Annotated in this window: 14 protein-coding genes; 10 read left to right on the forward strand and 4 right to left on the reverse strand. The window is 51.7% G+C overall.

Annotated features, from left to right (window positions below):
- The 9 genes from tuf to rpoC all read left to right on the forward strand — a co-directional run.
- On the forward strand, positions 1-1086 hold a 1086-nt coding region (gene tuf, locus OGW44_RS04035), incomplete at its 5' end, for an elongation factor Tu (RefSeq protein ID WP_131348470.1).
- Between the two features lie 230 nt (positions 1087-1316).
- Positions 1317-1700: a preprotein translocase subunit SecE gene (gene secE / locus OGW44_RS04040; RefSeq protein ID WP_003033128.1), complete on the forward strand. Its 384-nt coding sequence runs from the start codon at positions 1317-1319 to the stop codon at positions 1698-1700.
- 1 nt (position 1701) lies between these two features.
- Complete coding sequence (gene nusG / locus OGW44_RS04045) at positions 1702-2247, forward strand: transcription termination/antitermination protein NusG (protein ID WP_003033125.1); 546 nt, start codon at positions 1702-1704, stop codon at positions 2245-2247.
- Positions 2248-2402: 155 nt separating this feature from the next.
- Entirely contained in the window at positions 2403-2831 is a 429-nt protein-coding gene (rplK, locus tag OGW44_RS04050) for a 50S ribosomal protein L11 (RefSeq protein ID WP_003033122.1), read from the forward strand.
- A 3-nt stretch (positions 2832-2834) separates the two neighbouring features.
- A complete protein-coding gene (gene rplA, locus OGW44_RS04055; protein WP_016155300.1) occupies positions 2835-3542 on the forward strand; it encodes a 50S ribosomal protein L1 in 708 nt (235 codons plus the stop codon).
- Positions 3543-3900: 358 nt separating this feature from the next.
- Complete coding sequence (gene rplJ / locus OGW44_RS04060) at positions 3901-4398, forward strand: 50S ribosomal protein L10 (protein ID WP_005132895.1); 498 nt, start codon at positions 3901-3903, stop codon at positions 4396-4398.
- A gap of 66 nt (positions 4399-4464) precedes the next feature.
- Complete coding sequence (rplL, locus tag OGW44_RS04065; RefSeq protein ID WP_000028882.1) at positions 4465-4830, forward strand: 50S ribosomal protein L7/L12; 366 nt, start codon at positions 4465-4467, stop codon at positions 4828-4830.
- Between the two features lie 320 nt (positions 4831-5150).
- The gene (gene rpoB, locus OGW44_RS04070) at positions 5151-9179 is read left to right on the forward strand and encodes a DNA-directed RNA polymerase subunit beta (protein ID WP_003033111.1); all 4029 of its coding nucleotides are present in this window, start codon (positions 5151-5153) and stop codon (positions 9177-9179) included.
- Positions 9180-9255: 76 nt separating this feature from the next.
- Positions 9256-13479 (forward strand): DNA-directed RNA polymerase subunit beta', encoded by a 4224-nt coding sequence (rpoC, locus tag OGW44_RS04075; RefSeq protein ID WP_016155301.1) that lies wholly within the window; start codon positions 9256-9258, stop codon positions 13477-13479.
- 131 nt (positions 13480-13610) lie between these two features.
- Here rpoC and OGW44_RS04080 read toward each other — a convergent pair whose 3' ends face one another.
- Both OGW44_RS04080 and OGW44_RS04085 read right to left on the reverse strand, forming a co-directional pair.
- Entirely contained in the window at positions 13611-13928 is a 318-nt protein-coding gene (locus OGW44_RS04080) for a PTS lactose/cellobiose transporter subunit IIA (RefSeq protein WP_047415986.1), read from the reverse strand.
- Positions 13929-13932: 4 nt separating this feature from the next.
- A complete protein-coding gene (locus OGW44_RS04085) occupies positions 13933-14238 on the reverse strand; it encodes a PTS sugar transporter subunit IIB (protein ID WP_075849244.1) in 306 nt (101 codons plus the stop codon).
- A gap of 1090 nt (positions 14239-15328) precedes the next feature.
- On the opposite strand from OGW44_RS04085, the gene cspE reads away from it, so the two are divergent.
- The gene (gene cspE / locus OGW44_RS04090; protein ID WP_016155304.1) at positions 15329-15541 is read left to right on the forward strand and encodes a transcription antiterminator/RNA stability regulator CspE; all 213 of its coding nucleotides are present in this window, start codon (positions 15329-15331) and stop codon (positions 15539-15541) included.
- Between the two features lie 120 nt (positions 15542-15661).
- Here the strand turns inward: cspE and thiH are convergent, their stop codons facing one another.
- The gene (gene thiH / locus OGW44_RS04095; protein WP_185655144.1) at positions 15662-16795 is read right to left on the reverse strand and encodes a 2-iminoacetate synthase ThiH; all 1134 of its coding nucleotides are present in this window, start codon (positions 16793-16795) and stop codon (positions 15662-15664) included.
- Entirely contained in the window at positions 16792-17562 is a 771-nt protein-coding gene (gene thiG / locus OGW44_RS04100) for a thiazole synthase (RefSeq protein ID WP_047415991.1), read from the reverse strand. Before thiG ends, thiH begins: the two co-directional genes overlap by 4 nt.

Raw genomic sequence — 17562 nt, forward strand, 5'->3', positions numbered from 1 at the left:
ACCGTACTGGCTAAAACCTACGGCGGTGCTGCTCGTGCATTCGACCAGATCGATAACGCGCCGGAAGAAAAAGCTCGTGGTATCACCATCAACACCTCTCACGTTGAATATGACACCCCGACTCGCCACTACGCACACGTAGACTGCCCGGGCCACGCCGACTATGTTAAAAACATGATCACCGGTGCTGCGCAGATGGACGGCGCGATCCTGGTTGTTGCTGCGACTGACGGCCCGATGCCGCAGACTCGTGAGCACATCCTGCTGGGTCGTCAGGTAGGCGTTCCGTACATCATCGTGTTCCTGAACAAATGCGACATGGTTGATGACGAAGAGCTGCTGGAACTGGTAGAAATGGAAGTTCGTGAACTTCTGTCTCAGTACGATTTCCCGGGCGACGACACTCCGATCGTTCGTGGTTCTGCTCTGAAAGCGCTGGAAGGCGAAGCAGAGTGGGAAGCGAAAATCATCGAACTGGCTGGCTTCCTGGATTCTTACATCCCGGAACCAGAGCGTGCGATTGACAAGCCGTTCCTGCTGCCTATCGAAGACGTATTCTCCATCTCCGGTCGTGGTACCGTTGTTACCGGTCGTGTAGAACGCGGTATCATCAAAGTTGGTGAAGAAGTTGAAATCGTTGGTATCAAAGAGACTGCTAAGTCTACCTGTACTGGCGTTGAAATGTTCCGCAAACTGCTGGACGAAGGCCGTGCTGGTGAGAACGTTGGTGTTCTGCTGCGTGGTATCAAACGTGAAGAAATCGAACGTGGTCAGGTCCTGGCTAAGCCGGGCTCTATCAAGCCGCACACCAAGTTCGAATCTGAAGTGTACATTCTGTCCAAAGATGAAGGCGGCCGTCATACTCCGTTCTTCAAAGGCTACCGTCCGCAGTTCTACTTCCGTACTACTGACGTGACTGGTACCATCGAACTGCCGGAAGGCGTTGAGATGGTAATGCCGGGCGACAACATCAAAATGGTTGTTACCCTGATCCACCCAATCGCGATGGACGACGGTCTGCGTTTCGCAATCCGTGAAGGCGGCCGTACTGTTGGTGCGGGCGTTGTTGCCAAAGTAATGAGCTAATTGCCGAATAACATTTGACGCAATGCGCAATAAAAGGGCATCATTTGATGCCCTTTTTGCACGCTTTCACACCAGAACCTGGCTCATCAGTGATTTTATTTGTCATAATCATTGCTGAGACAGGCTCTGAAGAGGGCGTTTAGTCCGAAACGCACCAGAGCATTTCGGTTTGGATCGCCTCGCTTACGCGGGGTGAAAATGTTTGTAGAATACTTCTGACAGGTTGGTTTATGAGTGCGAATACCGAAGCTCAAGGAAGCGGGCGCGGCCTGGAAGCGATGAAGTGGGTTGTTGTCGCTGTATTGCTGCTTGTAGCTATCGTTGGCAACTACCTCTATCGTGACATGATGCTGCCGCTGCGTGCGCTGGCCGTAGTGATTCTGATTGCCGCAGCGGGTGGTGTCGCGCTGTTGACAACAAAAGGTAAAGCGACCGTTGCTTTTGCCCGTGAAGCGAGAACCGAAGTCCGTAAGGTCATTTGGCCAACTCGCCAGGAAACATTGCACACCACATTAATTGTGGCTGCGGTTACCGCAGTAATGTCACTGATCCTGTGGGGACTGGATGGTATTCTGGTTCGCCTGGTATCCTTTATCACTGGCCTGAGGTTCTAAGATGTCTGAAGCCCCTAAAAAGCGCTGGTACGTCGTTCAGGCGTTTTCCGGTTTTGAAGGCCGCGTAGCTACATCGCTGCGCGAATATATCAAGTTACAAAATATGGAAGAGCTGTTTGGCGAAGTCATGGTGCCGACCGAAGAAGTGGTCGAAATCCGTGGCGGTCAGCGTCGCAAGAGCGAACGTAAATTCTTCCCGGGCTATGTATTGGTCCAGATGGTGATGAATGACGCAAGCTGGCACCTGGTGCGCAGCGTGCCGCGTGTGATGGGCTTTATCGGCGGTACATCTGACCGTCCGGCGCCGATCAGCGACAAAGAAGTTGATGCGATCATGAACCGTCTGCAGCAGGTTGGCGACAAGCCGCGTCCGAAAACGATGTTTGAGCCTGGTGAAATGGTTCGCGTTAGCGACGGTCCGTTCGCTGACTTTAACGGCGTGGTTGAAGAAGTGGACTACGAGAAGTCTCGTCTGAAAGTTTCCGTATCTATCTTCGGTCGTGCGACTCCGGTTGAACTGGACTTCGCTCAGGTTGAAAAAGCCTAACACCCCGATCAAAAAAGCGACGATTTAATCGTTGCACAAGGCGCGAGATTGGAATACAATTTCGCGCCTTTTGTTTTTATGGATCCTATCCGTAAAACGAATTTAATCACGGGGAGCCTCCTTGAGGCGTTATAACCCAACTAGAGGAATTTAGAATGGCTAAGAAAGTCCAAGCCTATGTCAAGCTGCAGGTTGCAGCTGGTATGGCTAACCCGAGTCCGCCGGTAGGTCCTGCACTGGGTCAACAAGGCGTGAACATCATGGAATTCTGCAAAGCGTTCAACGCTAAAACTGATTCCATGGAAAAAGGTCTGCCAATCCCGGTTGTTATCACCGTTTACGCTGACCGTTCTTTCACTTTCGTTACCAAAACGCCTCCGGCAGCAGTTCTGCTGAAGAAAGCGGCTGGTATCAAGTCTGGTTCCGGCAAGCCGAACAAAGACAAAGTGGGTAAAATTTCCCGCGCTCAGCTGCAGGAAATCGCGCAGACCAAAGCTGCCGACATGACTGGTTCCGACATTGAAGCGATGACTCGCTCCATTGAAGGTACTGCACGTTCCATGGGCCTGGTAGTGGAGGACTAAGAAATGGCTAAACTGACCAAGCGCATGTCCGTGATCCGTGACAAAGTTGATGCTACTAAGCAGTATGACATCAACGAAGCTATCGCTCTGCTGAAAGAGCTGGCCACTGCTAAATTCGTAGAAAGCGTGGACGTTGCTGTTAACCTCGGCATCGATGCTCGTAAATCTGACCAGAACGTACGTGGTGCAACTGTACTGCCGCACGGTACTGGCCGTTCCGTTCGCGTAGCCGTATTTACCCAGGGTGCAAACGCTGAAGCTGCTAAAGCTGCAGGCGCTGAGCTGGTAGGTATGGAAGATCTGGCTGAACAGATCAAGAAAGGCGAAATGAACTTTGACGTTGTTATTGCTTCCCCGGATGCAATGCGCGTTGTTGGCCAGCTGGGTCAGGTTCTGGGTCCGCGCGGCCTGATGCCAAACCCGAAAGTTGGTACTGTAACTCCTAACGTTGCTGAAGCTGTTAAGAATGCTAAAGCTGGTCAGGTTCGTTACCGTAACGACAAAAACGGCATCATTCACACCACCATCGGTAAAGTGGATTTTGACGCTGACAAACTGAAAGAAAACCTGGAAGCTCTGCTGGTTGCGCTGAAAAAAGCAAAACCGACTCAGGCAAAAGGCGTGTACATCAAGAAAGTTAGCATCTCCACCACCATGGGTGCTGGCGTTGCCGTTGATCAGTCCGGTCTGACTGCGACTGTGGCGAACTAATATTCGCCTTTACGTGGGCGGTGATTTTGTCTACAATCTTACCCCCACGTATTCTGCTAATTGCAGACGTATATCCGAGATATTCAGGCTGTGGCAAGGCAGTCAACGCCGCTACAGATTGAATAACGACAGATAGAAAAGATTTGTTCGTTGGAGCCTGGCCTAATCCAGGCCTCCGTCGAAGACCGCAGGTGTTTCGTAAGAAACTTAATGCCCTGCGTAGACGGTGACAGAACGCTAAGATTATTTCTGATACTCTGGCTTGTTTCTGCTCACCGTATTTAGACGCTCTCTCCGTTGGGGGGAGTGAAGTGAGTTCCGGAACATGAGTTCCGGCAAACATCCAGGAGCAAAGCTAATGGCTTTAAATCTTCAAGACAAACAAGCGATTGTTGCTGAAGTCAGCGAAGTAGCCAAAGGCGCGCTGTCTGCAGTAGTTGCGGATTCCCGTGGCGTAACTGTAGATAAAATGACTGAACTGCGTAAAGCAGGTCGTGAAGCTGGCGTATACATGCGTGTTGTTCGTAACACCCTGCTGCGCCGCGTCGTTGAAGGTACTCAGTTCGAGTGCCTGAAAGACACGTTTGTTGGTCCGACCCTGATTGCATACTCTATGGAACACCCGGGCGCTGCTGCTCGTCTGTTCAAAGAGTTCGCGAAAGCGAATGCAAAATTTGAGGTCAAAGCCGCAGCCTTTGAAGGTGAGTTGATTACGGCATCGAATATCGATCGCCTGGCAACTCTGCCGACCTACGAAGAAGCAATTGCACGCCTGATGGCAACCATGAAAGAAGCTTCGGCTGGCAAACTGGTTCGTACTCTGGCTGCTGTACGCGATGCGAAAGAAGCTGCTTAATCGCAGTTATCTTTGTAAAGCATCTGCTTACGTATAAACTTATTCTGATTTTCAGGAACAATTTAAATGTCTATCACTAAAGATCAAATCATTGAAGCAGTATCCGCTATGTCCGTAATGGACGTTGTAGAACTGATTTCTGCAATGGAAGAAAAATTCGGTGTTTCTGCTGCTGCTGCTGTAGCTGTAGCTGCTGGCCCGGCTGAAGCTGCTGAAGAAAAAACTGAATTCGACGTAATTCTGAAAGCTGCTGGCGCTAACAAAGTTGCTGTTATCAAAGCAGTACGTGGCGCAACTGGCCTGGGTCTGAAAGAAGCTAAAGACCTGGTAGAATCTGCACCGGCTGCGCTGAAAGAAGGCGTGAGCAAAGACGACGCAGAAGCACTGAAAAAATCTCTGGAAGAAGCTGGCGCTGAAGTTGAAGTTAAATAAGCCAACTTTTCTGGTTGCAGCCTAAGAAATTAGGCTGATGGCTGGTGACTTTTTAGTCACCAGCCTTTTTGCGCTGTAAGGCGCCAGTAGCATTTCACACTGTTTGACTACTGCTGTGCCTTTCAATGCTTGTTTCTATCGACGTCTTAATATACTGCGACAGAACGTCAGTTCTGTGTAAATCGCAATGAAATGGTTTAAGCGTGATAGCAACAGGCATTGCGGAAAGTATTCGATTTTCCGGTCAACAAAATAGTGTTGCACAAACTGTCCCTTCGTCGGACAGATGGGTCGACTTGTCAGCGAGCTGAGGAACCCTAATGGTTTACTCCTATACCGAGAAAAAACGTATTCGTAAGGATTTTGGTAAACGTCCGCAAGTGTTGGACATACCTTATCTCCTTTCTATCCAGCTTGACTCGTTTCAGAAGTTCATCGAGCAAGATCCTGAAGGGCAGTATGGTCTGGAAGCAGCTTTCCGTTCCGTTTTCCCGATTCAGAGCTACAGCGGTAATTCCGAGCTGCAATACGTCAGCTACCGCCTTGGCGAACCGGTGTTTGACGTTCAGGAATGTCAGATCCGTGGCGTGACCTATTCCGCACCGCTGCGCGTAAAACTGCGCCTGGTGATCTACGAGCGCGAAGCGCCGGAAGGCACCGTAAAAGACATTAAAGAACAAGAAGTCTACATGGGCGAAATTCCGCTCATGACAGACAACGGTACCTTTGTTATCAACGGTACTGAGCGTGTTATCGTTTCTCAGCTGCACCGTAGTCCTGGCGTCTTCTTTGACTCCGACAAAGGTAAAACCCACTCTTCGGGTAAAGTGCTGTATAACGCGCGTATCATCCCTTACCGTGGTTCCTGGCTGGACTTCGAATTCGATCCGAAGGACAACCTGTTCGTGCGTATTGACCGTCGCCGTAAACTGCCTGCGACCATTATTCTGCGTGCACTGAACTACACCACTGAGCAGATCCTTGACCTGTTCTTTGAGAAAGTTGTTTTCGAAATTCGTGACAACAAGCTGCAGATGGAACTGGTGCCGGAACGCCTGCGTGGTGAAACCGCCTCCTTTGACATCGAAGCTAACGGCAAAGTCTACGTCGAAAAAGGCCGTCGCATCACTGCGCGCCACATTCGCCAGCTGGAAAAAGACGATATCAAACATATCGAAGTTCCGGTTGAATACATTGCTGGTAAAGTTGCGGCTAAAGACTACGTTGACGAATCTACTGGCGAGCTGATCTGCGCAGCTAACATGGAGCTGAGTCTGGATCTGCTGGCTAAGCTGAGCCAGTCTGGCCACAAGCGTATCGAAACGCTGTTCACCAACGATCTGGACCACGGTCCGTACATTTCTGAAACTGTACGCGTCGATCCAACCAACGATCGTCTGAGCGCGCTGGTAGAAATCTACCGCATGATGCGCCCTGGTGAGCCGCCGACGCGTGAAGCTGCTGAAAGCCTGTTCGAGAACCTGTTCTTCTCCGAAGACCGCTATGACCTGTCTGCGGTTGGTCGTATGAAGTTCAACCGTTCTCTGCTGCGCGACGAAATCGAAGGTTCCGGTATCCTGAGCAAAGATGACATCATCGAAGTGATGAAGAAGCTCATCGATATCCGTAACGGTAAAGGCGAAGTCGATGATATCGACCACCTCGGTAACCGTCGTATCCGTTCCGTAGGCGAAATGGCGGAAAACCAGTTCCGCGTTGGCCTGGTACGTGTTGAGCGTGCGGTGAAAGAGCGTCTGTCTCTGGGCGATCTGGATACCCTGATGCCTCAGGATATGATCAACGCTAAGCCGATTTCTGCAGCAGTGAAAGAGTTCTTTGGTTCCAGCCAGCTGTCTCAGTTTATGGACCAGAACAACCCGCTGTCTGAGATTACGCACAAACGTCGTATCTCTGCACTCGGCCCAGGCGGTTTGACCCGTGAACGCGCAGGCTTCGAAGTTCGAGACGTACACCCGACTCACTACGGTCGCGTATGTCCAATCGAAACGCCTGAAGGTCCGAACATCGGTCTGATCAACTCCTTGTCTGTGTACGCACAGACTAACGAATACGGCTTCCTCGAGACTCCGTACCGTAAAGTGACCGACGGTGTTGTAACTGACGAAATTCATTACCTGTCTGCTATCGAAGAAGGCAACTACGTTATCGCTCAGGCGAACTCCAACCTGGATGACGAAGGCCACTTTGTAGAAGATCTGGTTACCTGCCGTAGCAAAGGCGAATCCAGCTTGTTTAGCCGTGACCAGGTTGACTACATGGACGTATCCACCCAGCAGGTGGTATCCGTCGGTGCGTCCCTGATCCCGTTCCTGGAACACGATGACGCCAACCGTGCATTGATGGGTGCGAACATGCAACGTCAGGCGGTTCCGACTCTGCGTGCTGATAAGCCGCTGGTTGGTACCGGTATGGAACGTGCTGTTGCCGTCGACTCCGGTGTTACCGCAGTTGCTAAACGTGGCGGTACCGTCCAGTATGTGGATGCTTCCCGTATCGTTATCAAAGTTAACGAAGACGAGATGTACCCGGGCGAAGCAGGTATCGACATTTATAACCTGACCAAATACACCCGTTCTAACCAGAACACCTGTATCAACCAGATGCCTTGCGTATCTCTGGGCGAGCCGGTTGAACGTGGTGATGTGCTGGCAGACGGTCCGTCCACCGATCTCGGTGAACTGGCGCTCGGTCAGAACATGCGCGTGGCATTCATGCCATGGAATGGTTACAACTTCGAAGACTCCATCCTCGTATCTGAGCGTGTTGTCCAGGAAGACCGTTTCACCACCATCCACATTCAGGAACTGGCATGTGTGTCCCGTGACACCAAGCTGGGGCCGGAAGAGATCACCGCTGACATCCCGAACGTGGGTGAAGCTGCGCTCTCCAAACTGGATGAATCCGGTATCGTTTATATCGGCGCGGAAGTAACCGGTGGCGATATTCTGGTTGGTAAGGTAACGCCGAAAGGTGAAACCCAGCTGACGCCAGAAGAGAAGCTGCTGCGTGCGATCTTCGGTGAGAAAGCGTCTGACGTTAAAGACTCTTCTCTGCGCGTGCCAAACGGTGTTTCCGGTACGATTATCGACGTTCAAGTCTTTACTCGCGATGGCGTAGAAAAAGACAAACGTGCGCTGGAAATCGAAGAGATGCAGCTGAAGCAGGCGAAAAAAGACCTGTCTGAAGAACTGCAAATCCTCGAAGCTGGCCTGTTCAGCCGTATCTACGCTGTGCTGGTTTCCGGTGGTGTTGAAGCTGAGAAGCTCGACAAACTGCCGCGCGATCGCTGGTTAGAACTCGGCCTGACCGACGAAGAGAAACAAAATCAGCTGGAACAACTGGCTGAGCAGTACGACGAACTGAAACACGAGTTCGAGAAAAAACTCGAAGCGAAACGCCGTAAAATCACTCAGGGCGACGATCTGGCACCGGGCGTGCTGAAGATTGTTAAGGTTTATCTGGCGGTTAAACGTCGGATCCAGCCTGGTGATAAGATGGCAGGTCGTCACGGTAACAAGGGTGTAATCTCTAAGATCAACCCGATCGAAGATATGCCACACGATGCTAACGGTACGCCGGTAGATATCGTGCTGAACCCGCTGGGCGTACCATCGCGTATGAACATCGGTCAGATCCTTGAAACCCACCTGGGTATGGCTGCGAAAGGTATCGGCGATAAGATCAACGCCATGCTGAAACAGCAGCAGGAAGTCGCGAAACTGCGCGAATTCATCCAGCGTGCTTACGATCTGGGTTCAGATGTTCGTCAGAAAGTTGACCTGAATACCTTCAGCGATGAAGAAGTTCTGCGTCTGGCTGAAAACCTGAAAAAAGGTATGCCGATCGCAACGCCGGTGTTCGACGGTGCGAAAGAGTCTGAAATCAAGGAACTGTTACAGCTGGGTGGCCTGCCGACTTCCGGTCAGATCACACTGTTCGACGGTCGTACCGGTGAGCAGTTCGAGCGCCAGGTTACCGTTGGCTACATGTACATGCTGAAACTGAACCACCTGGTTGATGACAAGATGCATGCGCGTTCTACCGGTTCTTACAGCCTGGTTACTCAGCAGCCGCTGGGTGGTAAGGCTCAGTTCGGTGGTCAGCGCTTCGGGGAGATGGAAGTGTGGGCGCTTGAAGCATACGGCGCGGCATACACCCTGCAGGAAATGCTCACCGTTAAGTCTGATGACGTGAACGGTCGTACTAAGATGTATAAAAACATCGTGGACGGCAACCATCAGATGGAACCAGGCATGCCGGAATCCTTCAACGTACTGTTGAAAGAGATTCGTTCGCTGGGTATCAACATCGAGCTGGAAGACGAGTAACTCTCGATCAAACAGGTCACTGGTGCTGGCGTAACAGCCAGCGCCAGATTGTGCTAACTCCGACGGGAGCAAATCCGTGAAAGATTTATTAAAGTTTCTGAAAGCGCAGACTAAAACCGAAGAGTTTGATGCGATCAAAATTGCTCTGGCCTCGCCAGACATGATCCGTTCATGGTCTTTCGGTGAAGTTAAGAAGCCGGAAACCATCAACTACCGTACGTTCAAACCTGAACGTGACGGCCTTTTCTGCGCCCGTATCTTTGGGCCGGTAAAAGACTATGAGTGCCTGTGCGGTAAGTACAAGCGCCTGAAACACCGCGGTGTGATCTGTGAGAAGTGCGGCGTTGAAGTGACCCAAACTAAAGTACGCCGTGAGCGTATGGGCCACATCGAGCTGGCGTCTCCGACCGCTCACATCTGGTTCCTGAAATCTCTGCCGTCCCGTATCGGTCTGCTGCTCGATATGCCGCTGCGCGATATCGAACGCGTACTGTACTTCGAATCTTATGTGGTTATCGAAGGCGGTATGACTAACCTGGAACGTCAACAGATCCTGACTGAAGAGCAGTATCTGGACGCGCTGGAAGAGTTCGGTGACGAATTCGACGCGAAGATGGGTGCGGAAGCAATCCAGGCCCTGCTGAAGAGCATGGATCTGGAGCAAGAGTGCGAAACTCTGCGCGAAGAGCTGAACGAAACCAACTCCGAAACCAAGCGTAAGAAGCTGACCAAACGTATCAAACTGCTGGAAGCATTCGTACAGTCTGGCAACAAGCCAGAGTGGATGATCCTGACCGTTCTGCCGGTTCTGCCGCCAGATCTGCGTCCGCTGGTTCCGCTGGATGGTGGTCGTTTCGCAACATCAGATCTGAACGATCTGTACCGTCGCGTGATCAACCGTAACAACCGTTTGAAACGTCTGCTGGATCTGGCTGCGCCGGACATCATCGTACGTAACGAAAAACGTATGCTGCAGGAAGCGGTTGACGCCCTGCTGGATAACGGTCGTCGTGGTCGTGCGATCACCGGTTCTAACAAACGTCCTCTGAAATCTTTGGCCGATATGATCAAAGGTAAACAGGGTCGTTTCCGTCAGAACCTGCTCGGTAAGCGTGTTGACTACTCCGGTCGTTCTGTAATCACCGTAGGTCCATACCTGCGTCTGCATCAGTGCGGTCTGCCGAAGAAAATGGCACTGGAACTGTTCAAACCGTTCATTTACGGCAAGCTGGAACTGCGTGGCCTGGCCACCACCATCAAAGCCGCTAAGAAAATGGTTGAGCGTGAAGAAGCTGTCGTTTGGGATATCCTGGACGAAGTTATCCGCGAACACCCGGTACTGCTGAACCGTGCACCAACCCTGCACCGTCTGGGTATCCAGGCATTTGAACCGGTACTGATCGAAGGTAAAGCTATCCAGCTGCACCCGCTGGTTTGTGCGGCATATAACGCCGACTTCGATGGTGACCAGATGGCTGTTCACGTACCGCTGACGCTGGAAGCCCAGCTCGAAGCGCGTGCGCTGATGATGTCTACCAACAACATCCTGTCTCCGGCGAACGGCGAACCTATCATCGTTCCGTCTCAGGACGTTGTATTGGGTCTGTACTACATGACCCGTGACTGTGTTAACGCCAAAGGCGAAGGCATGGTGCTGACTGGCCCGAAAGAAGCTGAGCGTATCTATCGCGCAGGTCTGGCCTCTCTGCATGCGCGCGTTAAAGTGCGTATCACTGAATACGAAAAAGATGAAAACGGCGAATTCGTTGCGCACACCAGCCTGAAAGACACGACCGTTGGTCGCGCCATTCTGTGGATGATCGTACCGAAAGGTCTGCCTTTCTCCATCGTCAACCAGGCGCTGGGCAAGAAAGCAATCTCCAAAATGCTGAACACCTGTTACCGCATTCTGGGCCTGAAGCCGACCGTTATCTTCGCTGACCAGACAATGTACACCGGCTTTGCTTATGCAGCGCGTTCAGGTGCATCTGTTGGTATTGATGACATGGTCATCCCAGAGAAGAAACACGAGATCATCTCTGAAGCGGAAGCTGAAGTTGCTGAGATCCAGGAGCAGTTCCAGTCTGGTCTGGTAACCGCGGGCGAACGCTATAACAAAGTTATCGATATCTGGGCTGCGGCGAACGATCGTGTATCCAAAGCGATGATGGATAACCTGCAAACCGAAACCGTGATTAACCGTGACGGCGTAGAAGAGCAGCAGGTTTCCTTCAACAGCATCTACATGATGGCCGACTCCGGTGCGCGTGGTTCTGCAGCACAGATTCGTCAGCTGGCCGGTATGCGTGGTCTGATGGCTAAGCCAGATGGCTCCATCATCGAAACGCCAATCACCGCGAACTTCCGTGAAGGTCTGAACGTACTCCAGTACTTCATCTCTACTCACGGTGCTCGTAAAGGTCTGGCGGATACCGCACTGAAAACAGCGAACTCCGGTTATCTGACTCGTCGTCTGGTTGACGTTGCGCAGGACTTGGTTGTTACTGAAGACGATTGCGGCACGCTGGAAGGCATCACCATGACCCCGGTTATCGAGGGTGGTGACGTTAAAGAACCGCTGCGCGATCGCGTTCTGGGTCGTGTGACTGCTGAAGACGTTCTGAAGCCGGGTACGGCGGATATTCTGGTTCCACGCAACACGCTGCTGCACGAACAGTGGTGTGACCTGCTGGAAGAGAACTCCGTTGACTCCGTCAAAGTCCGTTCCGTTGTATCCTGTGACACCGACTTTGGTGTATGTGCGCACTGCTACGGTCGTGACCTGGCGCGTGGCCACATCATCAATAAAGGTGAAGCAATCGGCGTTATCGCGGCACAGTCCATCGGTGAACCGGGTACACAGCTGACGATGCGTACGTTCCACATCGGTGGTGCGGCATCTCGTGCGGCTGCTGAATCCAGCATCCAGGTGAAAAATAAAGGTAGCATCCGTCTGAGCAATGCGAAGTCGGTTGTTAACTCCAGCGGTAAGCTGGTTATCACCTCACGTAACACCGAACTGAAACTGATCGACGAATTCGGCCGTACCAAAGAAAGCTATAAAGTGCCTTACGGCTCCGTTATGGCGAAAGGTGATGGCGAACAGGTTGCTGGCGGCGAAACCGTAGCGAACTGGGATCCGCACACCATGCCGGTTATCACCGAAGTGAGTGGTTTCGTCCGCTTCACTGACATGATCGACGGCCAGACCATTACTCGTCAGACCGACGAGCTGACCGGTCTGTCTTCTCTGGTGGTTCTGGATTCTGCAGAACGTACTGCGGGTGGTAAAGACCTGCGTCCGGCACTGAAAATTGTTGATGCTCAGGGCAACGACGTTCTGATCCCAGGCACCGATATGCCTGCTCAGTACTTCCTGCCGGGTAAAGCGATTGTTCAGCTGGAAGATGGCGTACAGATCAGTTCTGGTGACACCCTGGCGCGTGTTCCGCAGGAATCCGGCGGTACCAAGGATATCACCGGTGGTCTGCCGCGCGTTGCGGACCTGTTCGAAGCACGTCGTCCGAAAGAGCCGGCAATCCTGGCTGAAATCAGCGGCATCATTTCCTTCGGTAAAGAAACCAAAGGTAAACGTCGTCTGGTTATCACCCCGGTAGACGGTAGCGAGCCGTACGAAGAGATGATTCCGAAATGGCGTCAGCTCAACGTGTTCGAAGGTGAACGTGTAGAACGTGGTGACGTTGTTTCCGACGGTCCGGAAGCGCCGCACGACATCCTGCGTCTGCGTGGTGTGCATGCTGTAACTCGTTATATCGTTAACGAAGTTCAGGACGTATACCGTCTGCAGGGCGTTAAGATTAACGATAAGCACATCGAAGTTATCGTTCGTCAGATGCTGCGTAAAGCCACCATCGAAAGCGCTGGTAGCTCCGACTTCCTGGAAGGCGAGCAGGTTGAATACTCCCGCGTCAAGATTGCTAACCGCGATCTGGAAGCGAACGGCAAAGTGGGTGCAACATTCTCCCGCGATCTGCTGGGTATCACCAAAGCGTCTCTGGCGACCGAGTCCTTCATCTCTGCAGCATCGTTCCAGGAAACCACGCGTGTCCTGACCGAAGCCGCTGTTGCAGGTAAACGTGATGAACTGCGCGGTCTGAAAGAGAACGTTATCGTGGGTCGTCTGATCCCGGCGGGTACCGGTTATGCGTACCACCAGGACCGTATGCGCCGCCGCGCAGCGGGCGAACTGCCAGCTGCTCCGCAGGTGACTGCTGAAGATGCGTCTGCCAGCTTGGCAGAACTGCTGAACGCAGGCCTGGGTGGTTCTGACAACGATTAATCGTTGCTGACGCTAATAAAAAACCCGCTTCGGCGGGTTTTTTTATGTCGATGGATTTAAGATGTATTATGTTGGCCGGATAAGGCATCAGCTGCCATCCGGCATGATGACGCCAGGCTTACGCCTTCCGATCAGTTTACTGGTGGTAAGCGTCGATACAGTTCAATCATATCGCCTGCCAGATCCTGAATCACCATGGCATTCATCAGGTGGTCCTGCGAATGGACGGTGATGAGATTAACCGGTAGTTTGCCGGTACCTTCGTCAATTCCGATCAGTTGGGTTTGGATTTTATGCGCTTGTTTAACATACTCGCGTGATTCTATCATCGCGTGTTCTGCCCCGGCGAAATCACCTTTACGCGCCAGTTGCAACGCCGTCAGGGCTTGACTGCGCGCAGCTCCGGCGTTTACCAATAATTCCATGATGATCGTTTCTAACTCTTCCATGCCATCACTCCAATAGTTTCAGCGCTTTGTCCAGTACCGCATCGCCTTTCATCATGCCGTAATCCATCATATCGATAACGGCGACTTTTTTTCCTAGCGGGTTGGCGAGCGCCTGCAGCTTGGCCTGTTCATACTTAACCTGTGGGCCGAGCAATACGATATCCGCAGTGGCGATATTCTCTTCAAACTCAGCCACCGGGACCGCTTTGATAGTGACGTCGACTCCTTTTTTCTGGGCGGCATCTTTCATCTTTTGCACCAGCATGCTGGTGGACATTCCGGCGGCACAGCATAAAACGATGTTTTTCATAAGCAGTCTCGATCAACATGTGTGGGGTGATAATTATCGCGAGCCAGCCGCAGCAACAACTGCTTTGCAACGATTGTGTGCAAAGCATCACAAAGAAAGTCACTTTTTCTGAAACCGGTTACAAAAAGAGGCTCAACCCTACGATCTGGCCCTGATTTGGCGATTGTTGACCCATTTATCATATGCAGGAATATATAATCACTGTTAATAAAGACATGTTATAAAAAACAGTATTGACAGCGTTTTTTAAACCCGTATGTTAATACTTAACAGCGGAGAAATTGTAGTTTGCTGTTAACGTAGTAAGTGTTAGTAGAGCTTGATTGGGGGTTGCGATAAAGGCCACGAAGTATTTTTGTATGGGATAGTCGATGCTGAAAACGCTATTTATTCACCTCGGCAATGCTTTCAGGCCACGTAGTTGATATATCTAATCGCAAATAGTTAGTAAAACGCGACGATGTAACGCCATGATTTAATAGTAAATGTTTGCGGTTTCTGTTTTCTGGTTATCGCAAGGGAAATAAGGCAACGCATCAAAGAGTATATGTCGCGAGGGGAAGTGTACTTGTTTAGGTCACCAGCCTTGAGTTCTATTATCAAGCGGGTGGAATATGTTTAACGGTAAATAGAGGACGGTTTTAGTTAGTATCAATATCCAATATTATCTGTAGTAAACGTGTACATTTTAAAGTAGTACCATCAGCAGTATTAAATCGTTAAGTTTATTAATGTTAAATTTGAAGTGTGTAGTAACTTAAAGCCCTGACTGCAATGGTCAGGGCTTTTGTTCATTTTAGATCAAGTTGTTACCTGAAATGCTCAACCGCGATGGTGTAACATTTCGGCGCTAATCGATTATTAAATAAATTAATGCTTGCTTATTGATTAGAAGTAAGTCTACTATAGCGACATCGGTTTGATACACAGACCTTATGAAAGCAGTTTTAGTAAAGCAGTTCTCAGTTCAAGCGTTATCCTCAGATACTCTTCTTCATGAGCCTCCTCCCTAAGTGCCCCATAAGTTAATTTCTGCAAAACAGGCCATCTTCGCTGCTTAAGCGGCTCAAAAATATGAAAGGAAGTATCTATGTCTAACAAAATGACTGGTTTAGTAAAATGGTTTAACTCTGAGAAAGGCTTCGGCTTTATCACTCCTCAGGACGGTAGCAAGGACGTGTTTGTGCATTTCTCTGCTATCCAGAGTAACGATTTTAAAACATTAGACGAAGGTCAAAAAGTGGAGTTCTCTGTGGAGAATGGCGCTAAAGGCCCGTCTGCTGTTAACGTTGTCGCGCTGTAATCGCCGATAATTTCACTAATGCTTACGATAGCGATGAAGGCCAGAGCCTGAGCAGTTAAGTGACAGTGAAGAAAAAACCCGCGAAAGCGGGTTTTTTCGTTTTATGCGATTGCTCCGGACTTACGGCATCTGCGAAGCGCGTCCCAGATAGCTGTCCCAGTCCTTCCACACGGGCTGTAACCCCTGCGCCATTAGTGCTTCAGCAACGGCTTCTGGGCGACGGGCGTCGTGTGGGGAGAACTGTTCCAGTTCAGGATGGTTATCGGCATAACCGCCGGGCTGTGTTTTTGAGAAGGCGCTGACGTTGTTGATCGCCAGCGGGATCACATGATCACGGAACCATGGCGATTCGCGGGTGGAGAGCGACAGCTCAATTTCTGGCGCCAGTAAACGAAACGCGCAAATGGTTTGGACCAACTGTCGCTCGTCCATGATCGATGCGGGTTCAACGCCACCGGTGCATGGGCGCAGGCGAGGGAAGGAGATGGAGTAGCGGCTCTGCCAGTAATGCTGCTGCATCCACAGCAGATGTTCAGCCACCATATAGCAATCGACCCGCCAGCTGTCGGACAAACCAATCAACGCGCCAAGACCGATTTTGTCGATCCCTGCGCGGCCCAGCCTGTCCGGCGTTTCCAGTCGCCAGAAGAAATCCTGCTTTTTCCCCTTCAGATGGTGGCGAGCGTAAATCGTCTCATGATAGCTCTCCTGATACACCATCACGCCATCCAGTCCCAGCGTCTTCAGCTCCGCATATTCAGCTTCTGACAGCGGCTGAACTTCCATCTGCAACGAGGCAAACTGGCGGCGAATGGTAGGCAAATGGCGACGAAAGTAATCCATTCCGACTTTTGCCTGATGTTCACCGGTGACCAACAACAGATGCTCAAAACCCAGCTCACGGATAGCGGTACACTCTCGTTTTATCTCATCTTCGTCCAGCGTTTTGCGTTTGATACGGTTGCTCATGGAAAAGCCGCAGTAGGTGCAGTCGTTGGCGCAAAGATTCGAGAGATACAGCGGCACATAAAAGCTGACCGTGTTGCCGAAGCGCTGCCGAGTCAGGCGCTGCGCTCGCTGTGCCAACGGCTCCAGATAGTTGAGGGCGGCAGGGGAGAGCAACGCCATCAGATCGTCGCGACTAAGCTGTGAAGCGTTGAGGGCGTGCTCCACGTCAGCGGCGGTTTTACCGTTGATACGCAGGCGGATGTCGTCCCAGTCAAGCTGGCGCCAGCGGTCGCTGAACGTTTTCATACGAAGGCCTCCAGGAATCCGGTTAACGGGCTGGTGGCGCTTGCCTGCGAACTTTTGCTTCCTGGTACCGCCTGGCGCGCCAGAAGGCCCGCTTCAACCGCCAGACGGAAGGCGGTGGCCATCGTGACAGGGCAGTCGGCCACGGCGATTGCCGTGTTGACCAGCACTGCGTCGGCACCCATTTCCAGCGCCTGTGTGGCGTGGCTGGGGACGCCGATACCCGCATCAACCACCACCGGTACGGTTGCCTGTTGGATAATAATCTCCAGCATCGCTTTCGTTTCCAGTCCCTGATTAGAACCGATGGGCGCGCCGAGCGGCATTACCGCTGCGCAGCCGACCTCTTCCAGCCGCTTACACAGCACCGGATCCGCGCCGCAGTAGGGCAGCACCACAAAGCCCAGTTTCACCAATGCTTCCGCGGCTTTTAACGTTTCAATCGGATCCGGCAATAGCCAGCGGGCGTCCGGGTGAATTTCTAATTTTAGCCAGTTTGTGCCCAGCGCTTCACGTGCCAACTGTGCGGCGAAAATAGCCTCTTCCGCGGTTTTCGCCCCAGAGGTGTTAGGCAGTAGCGTCACCCCCGCGTCGATAAGTGGGGCCAGAATGGCATCGTTGTGCTGGCGCAAATCCACGCGCTTCATCGCCAGCGTCACCAACTGGCTGCCGGAGGCGCGAATCGCCTCGACCATCAGCTGCGACGAAGCAAATTTTCCGGTGCCGGTGAACAGATGTGAATCAAACGTTTTGTCGGCAATACGTAACAT

Origin of the sequence: Citrobacter sp. Cb023, assembly GCF_030336805.1 — a bacterium.
Taxonomy (GTDB): domain Bacteria; phylum Pseudomonadota; class Gammaproteobacteria; order Enterobacterales; family Enterobacteriaceae; genus Citrobacter; species Citrobacter braakii.

Coding starts and splice junctions, on each gene's coding strand:
- secE (WP_003033128.1), top strand. CDS start 1,317: ATGAGTGCGAATACCGAAGCTCAAGGAAGCGGGCGCGGCCTGGAAGCG.
- nusG (WP_003033125.1), top strand. CDS start 1,702: ATGTCTGAAGCCCCTAAAAAGCGCTGGTACGTCGTTCAGGCGTTTTCC.
- rplK (WP_003033122.1), top strand. CDS start 2,403: ATGGCTAAGAAAGTCCAAGCCTATGTCAAGCTGCAGGTTGCAGCTGGT.
- rplA (WP_016155300.1), top strand. CDS start 2,835: ATGGCTAAACTGACCAAGCGCATGTCCGTGATCCGTGACAAAGTTGAT.
- rplJ (WP_005132895.1), top strand. CDS start 3,901: ATGGCTTTAAATCTTCAAGACAAACAAGCGATTGTTGCTGAAGTCAGC.
- rplL (WP_000028882.1), top strand. CDS start 4,465: ATGTCTATCACTAAAGATCAAATCATTGAAGCAGTATCCGCTATGTCC.
- rpoB (WP_003033111.1), top strand. CDS start 5,151: ATGGTTTACTCCTATACCGAGAAAAAACGTATTCGTAAGGATTTTGGT.
- OGW44_RS04080 (WP_047415986.1), bottom strand. CDS start 13,928: ATGGAAGAGTTAGAAACGATCATCATGGAATTATTGGTAAACGCCGGA.
- OGW44_RS04085 (WP_075849244.1), bottom strand. CDS start 14,238: ATGAAAAACATCGTTTTATGCTGTGCCGCCGGAATGTCCACCAGCATG.
- cspE (WP_016155304.1), top strand. CDS start 15,329: ATGTCTAACAAAATGACTGGTTTAGTAAAATGGTTTAACTCTGAGAAA.
- thiH (WP_185655144.1), bottom strand. CDS start 16,795: ATGAAAACGTTCAGCGACCGCTGGCGCCAGCTTGACTGGGACGACATC.
- thiG (WP_047415991.1), bottom strand. CDS start 17,562: ATGTTACGTATTGCCGACAAAACGTTTGATTCACATCTGTTCACCGGC.